We start from the raw sequence: 14682 nt of genomic DNA, 5'->3' as shown, positions 1-14682 counted from the left end.
AGGCTTTTCGACCGGCAGAGTACTGCTTTCTCTAACCATGGCGAGGGCTCTTAAGCTGACCATGACAACTCAACATGAAGGGACGGACACCATCGCTCCTCTTCAACCGCATGATCCCACCAATGAGGGGGACGTGCTTGCACTGATCCTCAACAGCCTGGAGAATTCCAAGGCTGAGGATATCGTATCTCTAGATCTTACAGGCAAATCTGCTCTGGCTGATCACATGGTTGTGGCTTCTGGCCGCTCTCATCGCCATGTGGGTGCTGTTGCCGACTACCTGCTCCGTGATCTGAAAGATGCTGGCTACGGTAACGCTCGCGTTGAGGGCATGCCGCATTGTGACTGGGTGCTCATCGATATCGGTGATGCAATCATTCACATTTTCCGCCCAGAAGTCCGCAGTTTCTACAATGTAGAAAAGATGTGGTCTGCGGATAGCTCTGCACCGACGCAGTTCATCGGATAGTATCAGTGCTTCTTTGAAGCACTGACTATTACACCAGTCAATTCTCTACCCCTTTGGGGGAATGAGGGAGTCTGGGCAAATGCCGCTGATGCAGGTGCTGCTCCATCTGCATGAGATCTTTTTGCGGGTCACTACGATCTAATCCCGGAGACTTTATGAAAGTCACGATTGCCTGCGTCGGCAAAATGAAAGCTGGCGCGGAAAAGGACATGCTTGAACGCTATCTGGACCGAGCCCGCAAAGCTGGCCGTTCCGTTGGCATTACGTCTGTGTCCGTGGTGGAATTTTCAGAGAGTCGGGCTGCCCGTACGAGTGATCGAAAAGACGAAGAAGCGCAACTGCTGCTCAATGCGCTTCCTTCCGGTGCGATCCTGATTGCACTGGATGAGCATGGTAAGGCACTTTCCAGCGAAGCCTTTGCCAAAAAACTTGGCGGTTGGGCCGATCAGGGTATTTCGGATATGGTGCTCGCCATTGGCGGTGCCGACGGCCACGGCCAGGCGCTGCTGCAACGCGCAGACCTGAAGCTGGCTCTGGGCTCCATGACATGGCCTCACCAACTCGTCCGCATCCTGTGCGGCGAGCAAATCTACCGCGCCATCACGATACTGACAGGGCATCCGTATCACCGCGCGTGAATGGTGCGGAGGTTGCCTCTCTTTTTCCAATACCTTCCACTAAGTCTGTTTTGTATTTGCCCATTCCGGTTTCACCCGCCCGAATGACTGCTATGGATATTGATGTTTTTATTGGAAGTCGCTAAGCCTTCAACGTGGTTGACACTTCCTTAACGCTGTCTGGAGCATTATCCTCGGCGTTAGCTTTGGGGCTGCGTGCCTGTTGTTTTGCAGGGTTGGTCTACGTCGATATTTTAGTATTAAGGTCAGCGTTTTGCTCTGCGCTGCACTTTGGGAGTTCAGTTGTTGCGTCTTAGGGGAAACCTGATCCTCCGATTGGTGACAAGCTTTGCCTTGTTTTTTGCGGTAGCGCTTGTTCTGCCGCTGCAAAGTACTGCGCAAAAACTGACGAACGTCTCCTTTAAAATTGAAGATGGCAAGATTGACCCCGAAGATCCGGCGGCAATTGCCCTGCTCCAAAAAAAGGAACGGGAAAAAGAGCTTCGCAGCCTGAATGAAAACATCTCCCTTTCCAAAGAGAAGCGTGAAGAAATTCAGAGATCCATTCGTGCGCTGGAGCGTGATGGCGAGAGCCTGAGCGGAGAGTTGATCCGTACCGGTGAGCGCATGAAGAAACTGGAAAACCAGTTGGAAGCCACTGAAGCGCGCTTGGGCCGGCACAGAAAAAATGAGCAATCTGTCCGGGCGTCATTGAATGAACGTAAAGATGTTTTAGCTGAAGTTTTAAGCGCTTTGCAACGGATCGGTCATCGCCCGCCGCCAGCAATGGTCGTGCGTCCTCAGGATGCTCTTGGTGCGGTACGCAGTGCGATCCTGCTCAACTCAATCATGCCAGAAGTGCGGATTGAGGCGGAAGCGCTGGCGAGTGATCTTGCTGAATTGTCTCGGCTTCGAGCAAAAATTGAAGCAGAGCGCAACCGGGTTCGAAGTGGTGCAATACAGATGGCGGAAGAGCGTCATCGTGTTGAATTGCTTTTAGAAAAGAAGAAGGCAGCACGGCAGGAAAGCCTTGCAGCGCTGGAAGCCGAGAAGGCTCGCGCCAGGGAACTTGCCGAAAAGGCAACCTCTTTGAAAGAGTTGCTTGCTAACCTTGAAAGAGAAGTGGATAGCAGCCGTCGTGCGGCAGAAGCAGCGCGACTTGCGGACATTGAGCGGCAAAACCGGATCGCCTCCGGTGATCCGTTTGCTGATCCGAGCCGATTGAAACCGGTTGTTGCTTTTTCGGATACCCTTGGGCTTTTGCCTGATCCGGTGTCTGGAACACTCCTGCAAGACTTTGGGGTTGCAGATGGTTTTGGCAACGTAACGACTGGCCAATCCATTGCGACACGCCCGAATGCCCAGGTCACCTCCCCCACTGATGGTTGGGTGGTGTATGCAGGGGATTTCCGCTCTTACGGGCAGATGGTAATTGTTAATGCAGGCGGCGGATACCATGTCCTTATGTCCGGGCTGGACGATGTCATGGTGGAGTTAGGGCAGTTTATTCTAGCTGGAGAGCCAATCGCTAAAATGGGAGAAACGCGCCTCGCAAGCGCTAATAACCTTAATTTTAGTTTGGACCAGCCGGTTTTATATGTAGAATTCAGGAAAGACGGCACTGCAATCGACCCCAACCCATGGTGGTCACGCGCCGAAAACGAAAAGGTTCGCGGATGATACGGAAAGCATCGCTTTTGTTGGTTGGCGTAGTCATGGGGGCTACGGCGGTCGTAACATATTCTCAGGCACCATTCAGATTTGCTGAACCAGCTTCTGCTGCGTCTCCTGATACCTACAATCAGCTTAATCTGTTTGGCGACGTGTTTGAACGTGTGCGCTCTGATTATGTAGAGGAGCCAGCTGACTCCAAGCTGATCGAGACCGCTATCAACGGCATGCTCACCAGCCTTGATCCGCACTCCAGCTATCTGCCTCCAAAGAGCTTCCGCGATATGCAGGTGCAGACCCGCGGCGAGTTTGGTGGCCTTGGTATTGAAGTGACCATGGAAGACGGCCTTGTGAAGGTTGTTGCCCCGATCGACGACACTCCGGCTTACAAAGCAGGCGTACAGGCAGGCGATCTGATTACCCATCTTGATGGGGAACAGGTTATGGGCCTTACCTTGAATGAGGCTGTCGAGAAAATGCGCGGTCTGGTGAACACAGACATCGTCATTACAGTGCGCCGTGAAGGTATCAACGAACCAACCGATATCACCATCACCCGTGATGTGATCCGCATTCGCTCTGTTCGCTGGAACAAAGAAGATGACATCGGTTACATCCGCATCACGCAGTTTAACGAACAGACCTTTGATGGCCTGGAAAATGCTGTTGATGAGCTGACTGCTGAAATCGGCGAAGATAACCTGAAGGGCTTTGTGCTGGATCTGCGCAACAACCCAGGCGGTTTGCTGGATCAGGCGATTGCTGTTTCTGATGCGTTCTTGAACCGTGGTGAAATTGTTTCTACCCGTGGCCGTAATGCTGAAGAGACCCAGCGCTATAACGCTCGTAACGGTGACCTGACTGAAGGTGCGCCTGTGATCGTTCTGGTGAATGGCGGTTCTGCGTCAGCCTCTGAAATTGTAGCCGGTGCTCTGCAGGATCATCGCCGCGCGACTATTCTGGGCACACGTTCCTTCGGTAAAGGTTCTGTACAGACCATCATTCCACTTGGTGCGAATGGTGCGATCCGTCTGACAACTGCTCGTTATTACACACCGTCTGGCAACTCCATTCAGGCTAAGGGTATCCGCCCTGACATCATTTCCTTGCAAGAACTGCCTGATGAGCTGAAAGGCCGTGCTGAAACCAAAGGCGAAGCAGGTCTGCGTGGTCACCTTCAGGCCGAAGAAGGCGATGAAGGTTCTGGTAGTCAGGCTTACGTCCCACAGGACAAAGACAAAGATGTGCAGCTGAACCTGGCAAAATCCCTGCTCCGCGGCGAGAAGACTGATGCAGCCTTCCCACCAAGTGCAGACAGTGCAGCAAACGAATCCAAATAATTCAGAGTATCGGGCGCTTCATTCGGAGCGCTCGATTTCTATCTATTTGTTTTCAGGCATATACCTCTCCGAAAACCGGTAGCCACATTTCGGGGATATGCTATAAAGTGATTAAGGACGCCGCGCTAAACCTTCGTTTGGCGCGGCGGAATTTTATGACAGGGTGGGGGCACCAATGGTTAGGAGCGATTTGACAGCTCCGCTTGGAATGAACAAGCGTCGGAGCATCGGGCGATTGCCGCTCGGCCTGATTGGTGTCGCCATCATGACTGTTATTTTCACCACCGGCTTTATCTGGATCGGCATTGTTGATGACCCCAACGGTGGCGAGCCGATGGCGACTATCGAGCTTTCCAGCGCTCTTGATGGTGTTGCTCCCAGTGATATCGAGATTGTTGACCTACCGGATGGTTCTCAACTGGCCCAGATTGGGTCTGACCAGTTTGATGCCAATGGCTTTGGACAGGATGGCAGCTATCGCCCCTCTCGCCCAGCAGGCGCAAACGCGCAAGATCAGGCCAGTGGGCCAACATCACTCGTCGACTTGGCCCGGCGTGTTGATTATGAGGGGCTGGATGGTGGCTTCTCAAGCGAGTCGCTTTCTACCGACCCAATTGATCAGCTGCTCGAGCCCAACAAGTTCGGCTCCCTTCCAAAGATCTCTGCTGAGGGTATTCGCCCGCTGGATGCCTATGCACGGCGGCCTAACCCTGCAGCGCTGACACAGGCGCGGATTGCTATTTTAATCAATGGTATCGGGCTTAACTCCGATATGACGCTCAAGGCCATTGAAGACCTCCCTGCTGACATCTCTTTGGGGCTTTCTCCATATGGTGATGACATCAACAGCTGGATGAAATCTGCACGCCTTTCCGGGCATGAAGTGCTTCTTCAAGCTCCAATGGAGCCGTTTGATTATCCTGACAACGATGCTGGCCCGCAAAGCCTGTTGACCAATCTGGACAGGAAGCAGAACGAGGAGCGCCTCTCCTGGGTTCTTGGGCAGACCAGCAATTATGTTGGGCTTGTCAACTTCATGGGCGACCGTTTCACCTCTAACGAGACCCGTATGAGTGAGTTCCTCAGCAAGGTTCGTGATCGTGGCCTGATGTATGTTGATGACGGTTCGTCTCCCCGCTCCAGAGCAAGCGAGGTTGCCGGGACGCAGAAAGTGCCATTTGTGCAGGCCGATCTGGTTCTGGACCAGAACCTGAGCGCCGAAGCCATTGGTACACAGTTGCTGGAACTGGAAACAATTGCTCGTCAACGCGGCATTGCCGTCGCAACTGCGACTGCTTTCCCTGTTACGTTAAATGCGTTGGAGGCGTGGTCGCAGCGACTGGAGGAGCGTGGTCTTTCTCTCGTTCCAATCAGCTCTGCTATCAATTCCACACGCTAGAGCCTGTTGCGTTCATATGAACTCACGCATCATGCTCCAATCTTTCTTCTGCGCGTAGTCCCGAAAACCGGAGCAATCTTTCGGGACTATGTACTCAACTCTCTTTATTGGACCAGACATGACCGATTACAGCGCTCTTCCTTTTCGCCCTTGTGTTGGCATCATGCTTATCAATAGGGATGGGCTTGTCTGGGCTGGCAAACGCTATGGTGACAAACAGCCTATTCCTGAAGAGTTTGCCTGGCAGATGCCACAGGGTGGCCTGGACAAAGGGGAAGACCCGCTGGAAGCTGCGAGACGTGAGCTTTATGAAGAGACCTCTGTGAAGTCCATCACACTGCTGGCAGAAGCACCTGACTGGTTCTCCTACGATTTTCCTGAGGAGCTTCAACGCCAAGTGCGCAAGGCTAAGTATCGCGGCCAAACACAACGTTGGTTTGCATTCCGCTTTGATGGTGATAACAGCGAAATCAACATCCTGACTCCACCTGACGGGCATGCGCAGGAGTTTTGTGAGTGGCGCTGGGAAAAAGCCGAGAACCTTGCCGGCCTTGTGATCCCGTTCAAGCATCAGGTCTATCTGGATGTGGTTGAAGCGTTCTCTGAGTTCACAAGCTGATACGGCATGGAGATGTTGTACCATCTCGCCAGTGTGGATTTTCCTAGTACGTAGAATATCGGCAACCATGAGGTTTTGCTTAGCGCATACACTTGAAGTGCGCTCGGCAACTCATGTGAAGAACTTTTTTCGGGCTTCCTGTTCGATCGCATGACGGAGTTGCAAGTCTGCCAGTTTTGCCATTTCGGATTTCCAGTCTGGCGTGCCTTCAGCTTTTTGAACAACAAGCCGCTGAGCATCTATCTCTTTTTTCAATTCAATCTCGCGCGGTACAGCTCCGGCATCAGCCATGATCCTCATGCCTGCAGCCGTATCAAGAGAACCAGGTGCCCGTGCTGGCAGCGGCTTACCCTCTCCCTCAAGATTATTCAGCTGCCCTTCTGCTTGTGCTTTTAGGATTTGCCGCTCTGCAAGATTTTTAAAACCCATGATCTGTACTCATTTTCCTTTGAGATCACCTGAAAATCTGTAGGGTAGACGTAAGTCAGAACACGATATTTGTCAATTTTATTGACAATAAAACTAATTGAAACAAGTAAATCAAATGCTTAAAAAACCAGAATCTAAACCAGAAATGCTTTATGCTGGCATTCAGATGACCCGACCGTTGCTCCGTACCATCAGCAATCGGGTTGAGGCGGATCTTGAAGGAACCGATCTTACTGTCGGTCAGCGTGCTGTGCTGGAAGCTACGCTTGCTTTGGAGCAGGCAACAGCACCGCAACTCACTGATTTTCTGCAGCTGAAGCGCCAATTTGTGGCCAAGGTCCTCAAAGAATTGCTAGACAAGGAGCAAGTGGCACAAGTGAGCAATCCGCGGCACAAGCGTTCCGTATTTTATTGTTTGACACCATCAGGCAAAGCGCTGATTAAAAAAGTTCGCAAGGCCGAGATGAAACGGATAGAAGAGTTCGCGAAGGTATTTTCCGAGGAAGAGGTGGAAACCTATTATCGCATGCAGTGCGTTTTGAATGATGCATTGTCCAAGCGCTCTTAGGATCCACAAGTTTAAAGATGCGCGATTGATTGCGGTTTGCTGAGATTGGATTGAGATATGAGCAGGTTCTGGAGCCCGATTGTCCAAAAACTGGAGCCCTACATCCCGGGTGAACAACCAAAGCAACAGACCTTTATCAAACTGAATACCAATGAGAACCCATGGGGGCCCTCTCCGCGTGCTTTGGAAGCAATTGCTGCGGCCACAGGCGATGCGTTACGGTTGTATCCTGACCCGTCTGCTTCTGACCTGAGAGCGAGTATTGCCTCCTCTCTTCAGCTGACTTCTGACCATATCTTTGCAGGTAATGGCAGTGACGAGGTGTTGGCGCATGCGTTTCATGCCTTCTTCAGCGGGAAAGCGCCAATTCTCTTTCCGGAGATCACCTACGCGTTCTATCCAACCTATTGTAAGCTTTACTCGATTGAACATCAGCTGATGCCTCTCGGCGATGACTTCCGTATCAACCCCAGCGACTTTGCCGGGACTTGTGGTGGTGTGGTCATCGCAAATCCGAATGCGCCAACCGGTCTTGCCATGCCATTGGAGGATATCGAGGCAATCCTCAAGGCAAACCCGGATGTGGTGGTTCTTGTTGATGAGGCTTACATCGATTTTGGAGGGCAAAGCGCGGTTCAGCTTGTGCCAGATTATGACAACCTGCTGGTGGTGCAGACTTTCTCAAAGTCTCGCAGCCTTGCAGGAATGCGTGTTGGGTTTGGCGTGGGGCAACCGCATTTGATTGAGGGATTGCACAGGGTCAAGGACAGCTTCAACTCCTATCCCCTCGACAGGCTTTCACTTGCAGGCGCGCTTGCTGCCTGGGAGGACACGGAGTGGTTTGAAAAGACGCGCGACCAGATTGTTGCAGATAGAGAGAAGCTCACCGAGAACCTTCAGGCGCTCGACTTTACGGTGCTGCCATCTTCAACAAACTTCATTTTCGCCTCTCACGCGCATGTTCCGGCGGAGCGGTTACATGCCGATTTGAGAGATCACGGTATTCTGGTTCGATACTTCAAGAAAGAGCAGATCAACGACTGGCTGCGTATTTCTATCGGAACCTCTGAAGAATGTACCACACTGGTGAAAGTGCTTCGGACGATGCTCTGAATATATTTTGTTATTTTACAGGGTGTTAGATTTAAATGTCCTGCTCGTGTCGTGGTCATGTCGGCTGTTTGTCGTGGTGTTTTATTTAAGAAGCTTCCAGATTGCTCCTAGTTGAAGAACAGGAATTTTTCCGTGATTGTCAGAAAATTACGCATTGAAAAAGGGCTTTCTCAGGAACAGCTCGCACACATGGCAGGTATCAGCACGCGGACACTGCAGCGTATTGAGCGCGGCGCGAATGCGAGCCCCGAAACCCTGAAATGCATTGCTTCTGCTCTGGACACGGATTTTAGTGATCTCAGGAAGGAACAGGACATGCCCTCAGCATCTAATGGAATTTTACCCGAGCTTTCCGGCAGGGAGCAGGAAGCTATGGAGTATGTGCGGGACATACGAAGCTTTTACATGAACCTGATCCAGTACGCCGTTGTGATTACAGCTCTGGCGGTGCTGAACCTTCTTACATCACCGGGTTACCTCTGGTTCTTGTGGGTTGCTTTTGGGTTTGGCATCGGCCTTGTTGCTCATGGTTTGAGTGTGTTCGAGGTCATCAATCCCTTTGGTGGCGATTGGGAAAAGCGTCAGATAAAGAAACGGTTGAGGCAGCGGCAGTAGCCGCTGTTATTCCAACACCGGCTCCCAGTTCTGCTCTTTCGCCAGAATACCGAGCAGGCACAGCTCGATAGCGCTGGCCAGCGTATCCTCAAAGTTCATCTTCAAATGAGCCAGTTCAGGATGCTCCAGCGCTGCCAGCGAATTTTTGCGGTCTGCTTTCATCGGCCAAAGCCCTGCAACAATTGTGAAAACGTACTGGACTGCTGCAAGAGCTCCTGCCTCACTCATGTGTGGAAGGGCAGCGGTCAGTATCTCTGCCATCTGTCGGTGGCGATGCAGGAACTGCAGCTTCGCTTCTACAATGCGCTCTGTTGAGAGATTGTGCTCCAGAATTGGCGAAAGCTGGCTGACCAACAAACACAAGCGCGGATGCGCAAAGCACACCTTGGCCCAAAGCTTTGCAATACCTTTGAGATCTCGTTGGCTTTTAGGCTCACTCAGGGACTTTTCGAAGTCGGCAATCATGAGATCTGCCTCTTCCTGAAGCAGCGCGACAAGAATTTGCTCCCGGCTTTCATAGTATCGATAGAGACTGGATTTTGCGAGGCCAACCTCCCGCGCAACAGCGGAAAGGCTCGTGTTTTCAATACCTTCTCTATCCATCAGGGTGCGCGTTGATGTGAGGATCATCTTCTCTCGTTCAGCAAAATGTTCCGCTGTCCGCGCACGCTTATAAGCCTTTGATTTTTCGCTCATATTCTCAATCACTCTTCGGCACATCACATAAACGACCAATGGTCGGTTATTGACTCTCACAAACTCTCCAAATAAACTACCGATGTTCTGTTATTTTGACAATCTCAGGAGAGATACTTTGCAACAACAGCCAAATAATAAAAACAGTCAAGACCTTACAGGCAAAACGGCTGTGGTTACGGGCGCTAATGTGGGTCTCGGTTTTCAATCTGCTTTGGAATTAGCTGAGAGCGGTGCACATGTAGTGATTGCTTGTAGGTCTATCGAAAAGGGTGAGACTGCGATCACACGTGTCCGCCAGAAGGTCAGTTCAGGTTCTCTGGAAGTGCTCCCTCTTGACCTGACAGACCGGAAGAGCATTCACCGGTTTGCAAAGGCTTTCACTACAAAGCATCAGCAGCTGGATATTCTGCTGAACAACGCAGGTGTCGTAAACCTAGAGCAACGAATGCACACCAAAGAAGGTTGGGAAATGCATATGGCAACCAACCATCTGGGTCACTTTTTACTGACCGGATTACTGTTTGAAACACTTGTTGCGACGCCTAATGCTCGCGTCGTAACCGTTTCCAGCGGCGGTTACAGAGCTGCAAAACTAGATCTTGAAGATCTGCATTCAGAAAAGCGACCTTATTCTCGCTTGGGATTCTACGGCAATAGTAAGCTTGCAAATCTGCTCTTCATGTTTGCATTGCAACGGCGTTTTGAAGCGGCAGGCTCTTCAGCCAAATCAGTATCCGCGCACCCTGGACTGACAGCAACAGAACGTCAACAGTCCATCGGGATGGGAGGGTGGCTGTCTCGGTTTATGGCACGGCCGGTTGAGTTTGGATGTCGCCCACAATTAGCCGCGGCAACGGCTCCAGATATTGCGGAATGCGCCTTTCTGGGACCACGCTTCGGGCTATGGGGCAACCCGAGTCCTGTGAAGCTTTCTGGCCCAGCGGTGGATGCAGAGCTTCAGGAAAAACTCTGGGCACTCTCTGAGAATCTTACTGAGTTTCAGTATGTGAAGGCAGGCAACACTGCCTGATTGACAAGGCGCCTCAAGAAGAGGTGCCTTGTTCCCATTCAGCTTTGACCACATCACTTTGCTCATCCACCAACAATACTGACTTGTGCTTCTCGAAATCGGTGGTGGAGACAAGTTGGGCTAGGGCCCAGACTGCGGAGACGCGGACGGTTTCGTCCTCGCCTTGCAGGTGGCTTAGCACGTGAGGGATGAGCTTTTCTTCTGCGCTGTTGCCTGCTGCGATGAGGCAGTTGCGGATGAAGCGGTTGCGGCCAATGCGCTTCACCGGAGAACCAGAAAAGAACTTGCGAAAGGTTGGATCGTCCATTTGCAGCAACTCGGCAAGAGCTGGTTCCATCAGGTCTTCGCGGGCTTGCAATTTGGCTTCGCTGGCAGACTGAGCAAACTTATTCCACGGGCAAACAGAGAGGCAGTCATCACAGCCATAGATGCGGTTGCCTATTGGCTTGCGAAATTCCAGTGGGATCGGACCATGGTGCTCGATGGTCAGATAAGAAATGCACCGGTTGGCATCCACTTGATACGGCGCTGGAAAGGCCTCAGTCGGGCAAACTGTGAGGCAGCGTTTGCAGTTGCCACAATGGTCGACTTCAGGCTCATCCAGCGGCAGATCCAAGGTTGAGAAGATCGCCCCAAGGAAGAACCAAGATCCAAGCTCTCTGGACACCAGATTGGAGTGTTTGCCTTGCCAGCCGAGCCCAGCGGAATGAGCCAGAGGTTTTTCCATTACCGGAGCTGTGTCCACAAACACCTTTACATCCCCACCTCCTTTGGAAACCAACAGGCTGGCCAGCTCTTTCATTTTGCCTTTGACAAGGTCGTGATAATCGCGGTTGCGGGCATAGACTGAAATGTGCGCTTTATCTGGCTTGTCGCGCATTTCCATCGGGTCGATGTCTGGCCCATAATTCATCGCCAGCATGACAACAGAGCGGGCTTCCGGCCACAGTTCCAACGGGCTTGAACGCCGGACTTCTGTTTCCGGCATCCATTCCATTGTGGCGTGATAACCTTGCTCGATGAAGTGATGCAGGCGCTCTGGCGCGAGCGGGATCGCATCAGCCGTGGTGATACGGACGTCATCGAACCCAACTGCACGTGCACGCTTGATCAGGTCTGCTTTAACGCGAGCAGCCTGCTTTTCCGTTAGCTGTGTGTCTGAATGAGGTTTTAGAAGTCCAGATCCGCGTAGGTCTTTGCCGCTGGCATGCCGAGCATTTTGTCCGCCAGAATTGGGCGGAAGCTCGGACGAGATTTCATCCGCGCGTACCAGCTCTTCACGTTTTCGTCCTCGGACCATGGAACTTCACCAAGATAGTCTGCACAGGAGAGAAGACTTGCTGCGGCCAGATCAGCGAATGTGAGCCGATCACCAGCCAACCACTTACGTGTCGCGGCAAGGTATCCGATATAGCGCAAATGGTTCAGCATATTGACCCGTGCAATCCGTAAGATGCTTGAGTCTGGCTGTCCGCCACCCTGGCTATCCGGCATCTCCTGTTTGTAAATGCGTTCTTGCACGATGTAGCCAATAACCTCACCGAGGAATTTTTGCAAAAACCAAGAGACGAGACGACGCGTTTCTGCACGTGCTTCAGGATGATCTGGCAACAAGCGGCTGTTAGGAATCGCATAGCCGCGAGTTTCGTCCAAGTATTCCATGATAACCATGGGCCCGCACACAGCAGGGCCATCATTTTCCTTCAGAACGGGAAGCGTTCCTGCTGGGTTCATCATGAGGAAGTCGTGACGACGTGCCCAAGGGTACTCCGTCTGACATTCAAACGGAGTTCCATATTCTCCGAGCGCTAAGCGTGCGAAGCGCGATTCAGGAGAGAAAGGATGATGATAGAGCTTGAGCATTGTTCTGATTTATGAGCAAACCTGTAACCAAAAGGTTGCTATAGAAACGTAATTTGTCTCAAAAGAGTCTTGAGACGGTAAACCATACGAAAACACGGGGACAACCTCACCAATGACATCTGGGGAAAATTCGTGGAGACCATCGTTTAATGACAACTGAAAGTATCGTCGGCGCATTGCTGCTCGGCATCATTGAAGGCCTGACTGAGTTCATCCCAGTTTCCTCCACAGGGCATCTGTTGCTGATCGGGCATTTTATCGGGTTTAAAAGTGAAGGTCGCGCCTTTGAGGTGATGATCCAGCTTGGAGCTATTGCAGCAATCCTGAGTGTCTACTTCACACGGCTCACAAGAATTGCAGTTGCACTGCCAACAAGTGCAAAAGCCCGGCATTTCACAATAGGTGTTCTGCTTGCGTTTCTACCTGCTGCAGCGATTGGCGCACTGGCCTACGATTTTATCAAGGCGGTTTTGTTTGAAACCCCCGCTCTGGTCTGCGTGACGCTGATTTTCGGTGGTATCATTATGCTGCTGGTTGATAAAATGCCTTTGCAAGCACGCTATACCAACGTGGAAGACTATCCGCTTTCGCTTTACATCAAGATTGGCTTTGCACAGTGCATGGCGATGATCCCGGGCGTGTCTCGTAGTGGCGCTACGATTGTCGCATCCTTGCTGATGGGCACGGACAAACGGTCTGCGGCGGAGTTTTCATTCTTCCTCGCAATGCCAACCATGGTTGGTGCGTTTGTTTTTGATTTCCTGAAGAACAAGGACGCGTTGGGGCAGGATGACTGGACCCTGATTATCATCGGGCTGGTCTCTTCCTTTATTGCCGGTTTCTTTGTTGTACGCAGCTTGCTTGATTATGTCTCCAAACACGGCTTCGCGTTGTTCGGCTGGTGGCGCATCATTGTAGGCGGGCTTGGACTATTAGGTCTCATCCTCACTCAGAGCTAACCGCATCTACAATTCATCTTCAAAGCGTCGCAAACATGCGGCGCTTTTTTATTTCAGGTCGGAAGCTGGGGTGTGTTTGAAGCTGTATCCATTGTTCAACCATTCCTGAAACCTGTTCTGGGTGTCGGGATCGCTGAGCTCGTAATGAGTAACCAGTCCAGATTTTGGAATGTCCTGATCTTTACGCAGCAGGGCCATATCCAGTGTTTGACAGTTGGTGTGATAAAGCTCGACGGACCCTTTGTCTGTCTTTTGAAGATAGGCGGTATGAGAGATGTGGCCCGTTTTATCATCAACAAAATTGAGAACGCCGGACTCTTCAACTTTGGTGTGGTCGAACTCTTTTTCGACTGTTTCGGGAGATACGCCCATCAACTCAGGATATCCTTCCGGGTAGCCATTTACCTTGTTCTCCCCCATCAGGCTCGATCGCAAAAACTCTGGCAGGTTGCCCTCTATGACACCAACTTTCATTGCCGCGTTGTAGCAAACCTGCGGGCGCCAGCTTTCTTTCTTTTTGTCATAGTCAGCAGTGATGCTACCCTGAAGCTTTTCATCACCCATACGTTTGCTTTCAGGCTTGCTTGCTTCCGCTAAATCCAGCCAGTCCATCTCTTTACGGAGCTTTTGAAGGGCTTTGTTGCCTGACTTCAACGCCTTGTTGACATCATCAATGTTGCGGGCCTGAACGCATGCTTCTGCGTGGGAGAGCTCCTTGTTTACATCCTCACAAGCTGATGTGAACTTGCTAAGCTTTTTGGCATTGGCCTTACTGAAATAAGCACGCTTCACAAACTCGGCATTACGGTTTGCATGCTCATTGTATTCTTCTCGTAGACCGCCAACTTCATCTGATAGTTCAGAAAGCGTTCTTTCTGCATCATTGATCAGTTCTGAGTGTTCCGAAACGCACTTTTGCAAGAGAGAGACGGAAGAGATAACAGCATTCTCATTCTTGTCATGGATCGCAGCCAGAGCCGCCTTGAGAGCGGATTGAGTCGCTTTATCGCATTTTTTGAAAGATGAATTCAGTGCCTTATAATTTCTCAGAATGTCACTTTTAGCATTTAGTTCAGAAATAGAATGCTCTAGCTGAGAAAAGTCCGCAGGTAAGGCAGCTTCAGCTGATGCTTCGCCTGTCTCAGCACCTTCTGCACCGCCTGCATTGATACGCAGGAGTTTAAACATATCCTCTGTCCATCGATGCTCTTCTGGGGTCAAGTCGGTCAGCGGCATGGTCTCATTCCAGTTTTGAAGGCTCTACTGCTAAGGAAACTACTTAGTATCGAAC

The 14682-nt window shown here is 51.3% G+C and carries 16 protein-coding genes; 11 read left to right on the top strand and 5 right to left on the bottom strand.

The genetic code is table 11. The annotated features are described in order from the left end of the window. The first annotated feature begins 37 nt into the window (after positions 1 to 37). The 6 genes from rsfS (at position 38) to DHN43_RS20810 (ending at position 6115) form a co-directional block, all read left to right on the top strand. Complete coding sequence (rsfS, locus tag DHN43_RS20835) at positions 38 to 469, top strand: ribosome silencing factor (RefSeq protein WP_208860027.1); 432 nt, start codon at positions 38 to 40, stop codon at positions 467 to 469. Positions 470 to 624: 155 nt separating this feature from the next. Next, the gene (gene rlmH, locus DHN43_RS20830) at positions 625 to 1107 is read left to right on the top strand and encodes a 23S rRNA (pseudouridine(1915)-N(3))-methyltransferase RlmH (RefSeq protein ID WP_108819896.1); all 483 of its coding nucleotides are present in this window, start codon (positions 625 to 627) and stop codon (positions 1105 to 1107) included. Between the two features lie 282 nt (positions 1108 to 1389). After that, entirely contained in the window at positions 1390 to 2766 is a 1377-nt protein-coding gene (locus tag DHN43_RS20825; RefSeq protein ID WP_208981645.1) for a murein hydrolase activator EnvC family protein, read from the top strand. Beyond that, positions 2763 to 4097, top strand: coding sequence for a S41 family peptidase (locus tag DHN43_RS20820; RefSeq protein WP_057462750.1), 1335 nt, complete (start codon positions 2763 to 2765; stop codon positions 4095 to 4097). Before DHN43_RS20825 ends, DHN43_RS20820 begins: the two co-directional genes overlap by 4 nt. Before the next feature lie 175 nt (positions 4098 to 4272). Beyond that, on the top strand, positions 4273 to 5496 hold the full coding sequence (locus DHN43_RS20815) for a divergent polysaccharide deacetylase family protein (protein WP_208995538.1): 1224 nt from the start codon (positions 4273 to 4275) through the stop codon (positions 5494 to 5496). Positions 5497 to 5614: 118 nt separating this feature from the next. After that, on the top strand, positions 5615 to 6115 hold the full coding sequence (locus DHN43_RS20810) for an RNA pyrophosphohydrolase (RefSeq protein ID WP_108820005.1): 501 nt from the start codon (positions 5615 to 5617) through the stop codon (positions 6113 to 6115). Positions 6116 to 6226: 111 nt separating this feature from the next. Here the strand turns inward: DHN43_RS20810 and DHN43_RS20805 are convergent, their stop codons facing one another. Continuing rightward, positions 6227 to 6544, bottom strand: a complete 318-nt coding sequence (locus tag DHN43_RS20805; RefSeq protein ID WP_063286529.1) for a J-domain-containing protein — start codon at positions 6542 to 6544, stop codon at positions 6227 to 6229. Between the two features lie 115 nt (positions 6545 to 6659). On the opposite strand from DHN43_RS20805, the gene DHN43_RS20800 reads away from it, so the two are divergent. From DHN43_RS20800 to DHN43_RS20790, 3 genes are all read left to right on the top strand, one after another. Beyond that, on the top strand, positions 6660 to 7112 hold the full coding sequence (locus DHN43_RS20800) for a MarR family winged helix-turn-helix transcriptional regulator (RefSeq protein ID WP_063294912.1): 453 nt from the start codon (positions 6660 to 6662) through the stop codon (positions 7110 to 7112). Positions 7113 to 7169: 57 nt separating this feature from the next. Then, positions 7170 to 8225 carry a histidinol-phosphate transaminase gene (gene hisC, locus DHN43_RS20795; protein WP_108819895.1) on the top strand — a complete coding sequence of 352 codons (1056 nt, stop codon included), beginning with the start codon at positions 7170 to 7172 and terminating at the stop codon, positions 8223 to 8225. Between the two features lie 132 nt (positions 8226 to 8357). Next, the gene (locus DHN43_RS20790) at positions 8358 to 8840 is read left to right on the top strand and encodes a helix-turn-helix domain-containing protein (protein ID WP_108819894.1); all 483 of its coding nucleotides are present in this window, start codon (positions 8358 to 8360) and stop codon (positions 8838 to 8840) included. 6 nt (positions 8841 to 8846) lie between these two features. On the opposite strand, the gene DHN43_RS20785 is transcribed toward DHN43_RS20790, so the two are convergent. Further along, complete coding sequence (locus DHN43_RS20785) at positions 8847 to 9536, bottom strand: TetR/AcrR family transcriptional regulator (RefSeq protein WP_108819893.1); 690 nt, start codon at positions 9534 to 9536, stop codon at positions 8847 to 8849. Between the two features lie 118 nt (positions 9537 to 9654). On the opposite strand from DHN43_RS20785, the gene DHN43_RS20780 reads away from it, so the two are divergent. Then, positions 9655 to 10569 (top strand): oxidoreductase, encoded by a 915-nt coding sequence (locus DHN43_RS20780; RefSeq protein WP_108819892.1) that lies wholly within the window; start codon positions 9655 to 9657, stop codon positions 10567 to 10569. Between the two features lie 13 nt (positions 10570 to 10582). Here DHN43_RS20780 and queG read toward each other — a convergent pair whose 3' ends face one another. Continuing rightward, complete coding sequence (gene queG, locus DHN43_RS20775) at positions 10583 to 11680, bottom strand: tRNA epoxyqueuosine(34) reductase QueG (RefSeq protein ID WP_244306884.1); 1098 nt, start codon at positions 11678 to 11680, stop codon at positions 10583 to 10585. A 59-nt stretch (positions 11681 to 11739) separates the two neighbouring features. Then, the gene (locus tag DHN43_RS20770) at positions 11740 to 12432 is read right to left on the bottom strand and encodes a glutathione S-transferase family protein (RefSeq protein WP_057462740.1); all 693 of its coding nucleotides are present in this window, start codon (positions 12430 to 12432) and stop codon (positions 11740 to 11742) included. 149 nt (positions 12433 to 12581) lie between these two features. Between DHN43_RS20770 and DHN43_RS20765 the strand changes: the two genes are divergently transcribed. Beyond that, positions 12582 to 13391 (top strand): undecaprenyl-diphosphate phosphatase, encoded by an 810-nt coding sequence (locus DHN43_RS20765; RefSeq protein WP_093516678.1) that lies wholly within the window; start codon positions 12582 to 12584, stop codon positions 13389 to 13391. A 48-nt stretch (positions 13392 to 13439) separates the two neighbouring features. Here DHN43_RS20765 and DHN43_RS20760 read toward each other — a convergent pair whose 3' ends face one another. Further along, the gene (locus DHN43_RS20760) at positions 13440 to 14627 is read right to left on the bottom strand and encodes a hypothetical protein (RefSeq protein WP_108819891.1); all 1188 of its coding nucleotides are present in this window, start codon (positions 14625 to 14627) and stop codon (positions 13440 to 13442) included. Positions 14628 to 14682: the final 55 nt, after the last annotated feature.

Origin of the sequence: Pseudovibrio sp. Alg231-02 (genome assembly GCF_900143565.1) — a bacterium.
Lineage (GTDB): Bacteria > Pseudomonadota > Alphaproteobacteria > Rhizobiales > Stappiaceae > Pseudovibrio.
Note: the sequence above shows the minus strand (reverse complement) of the source record. Positions and strands in the feature narration are given on the sequence as shown.

What these genes read in the sequence shown, in the direction of transcription:
- hisC (WP_108819895.1), top strand. Translation starts at nt 7,170, where the DNA reads ATGAGCAGGTTCTGGAGCCCGATTGTCCAAAAACTGGAGCCCTACATC.
- DHN43_RS20820 (WP_057462750.1), top strand. Translation starts at nt 2,763, where the DNA reads ATGATACGGAAAGCATCGCTTTTGTTGGTTGGCGTAGTCATGGGGGCT.
- DHN43_RS20800 (WP_063294912.1), top strand. Translation starts at nt 6,660, where the DNA reads ATGCTTAAAAAACCAGAATCTAAACCAGAAATGCTTTATGCTGGCATT.
- DHN43_RS20805 (WP_063286529.1), bottom strand. Translation starts at nt 6,544, where the DNA reads ATGGGTTTTAAAAATCTTGCAGAGCGGCAAATCCTAAAAGCACAAGCA.
- DHN43_RS20765 (WP_093516678.1), top strand. Translation starts at nt 12,582, where the DNA reads ATGACAACTGAAAGTATCGTCGGCGCATTGCTGCTCGGCATCATTGAA.
- rsfS (WP_208860027.1), top strand. Translation starts at nt 38, where the DNA reads ATGGCGAGGGCTCTTAAGCTGACCATGACAACTCAACATGAAGGGACG.
- DHN43_RS20770 (WP_057462740.1), bottom strand. Translation starts at nt 12,432, where the DNA reads ATGCTCAAGCTCTATCATCATCCTTTCTCTCCTGAATCGCGCTTCGCA.
- rlmH (WP_108819896.1), top strand. Translation starts at nt 625, where the DNA reads ATGAAAGTCACGATTGCCTGCGTCGGCAAAATGAAAGCTGGCGCGGAA.
- DHN43_RS20810 (WP_108820005.1), top strand. Translation starts at nt 5,615, where the DNA reads ATGACCGATTACAGCGCTCTTCCTTTTCGCCCTTGTGTTGGCATCATG.
- DHN43_RS20760 (WP_108819891.1), bottom strand. Translation starts at nt 14,627, where the DNA reads ATGCCGCTGACCGACTTGACCCCAGAAGAGCATCGATGGACAGAGGAT.
- DHN43_RS20815 (WP_208995538.1), top strand. Translation starts at nt 4,273, where the DNA reads ATGGTTAGGAGCGATTTGACAGCTCCGCTTGGAATGAACAAGCGTCGG.
- DHN43_RS20785 (WP_108819893.1), bottom strand. Translation starts at nt 9,536, where the DNA reads ATGAGCGAAAAATCAAAGGCTTATAAGCGTGCGCGGACAGCGGAACAT.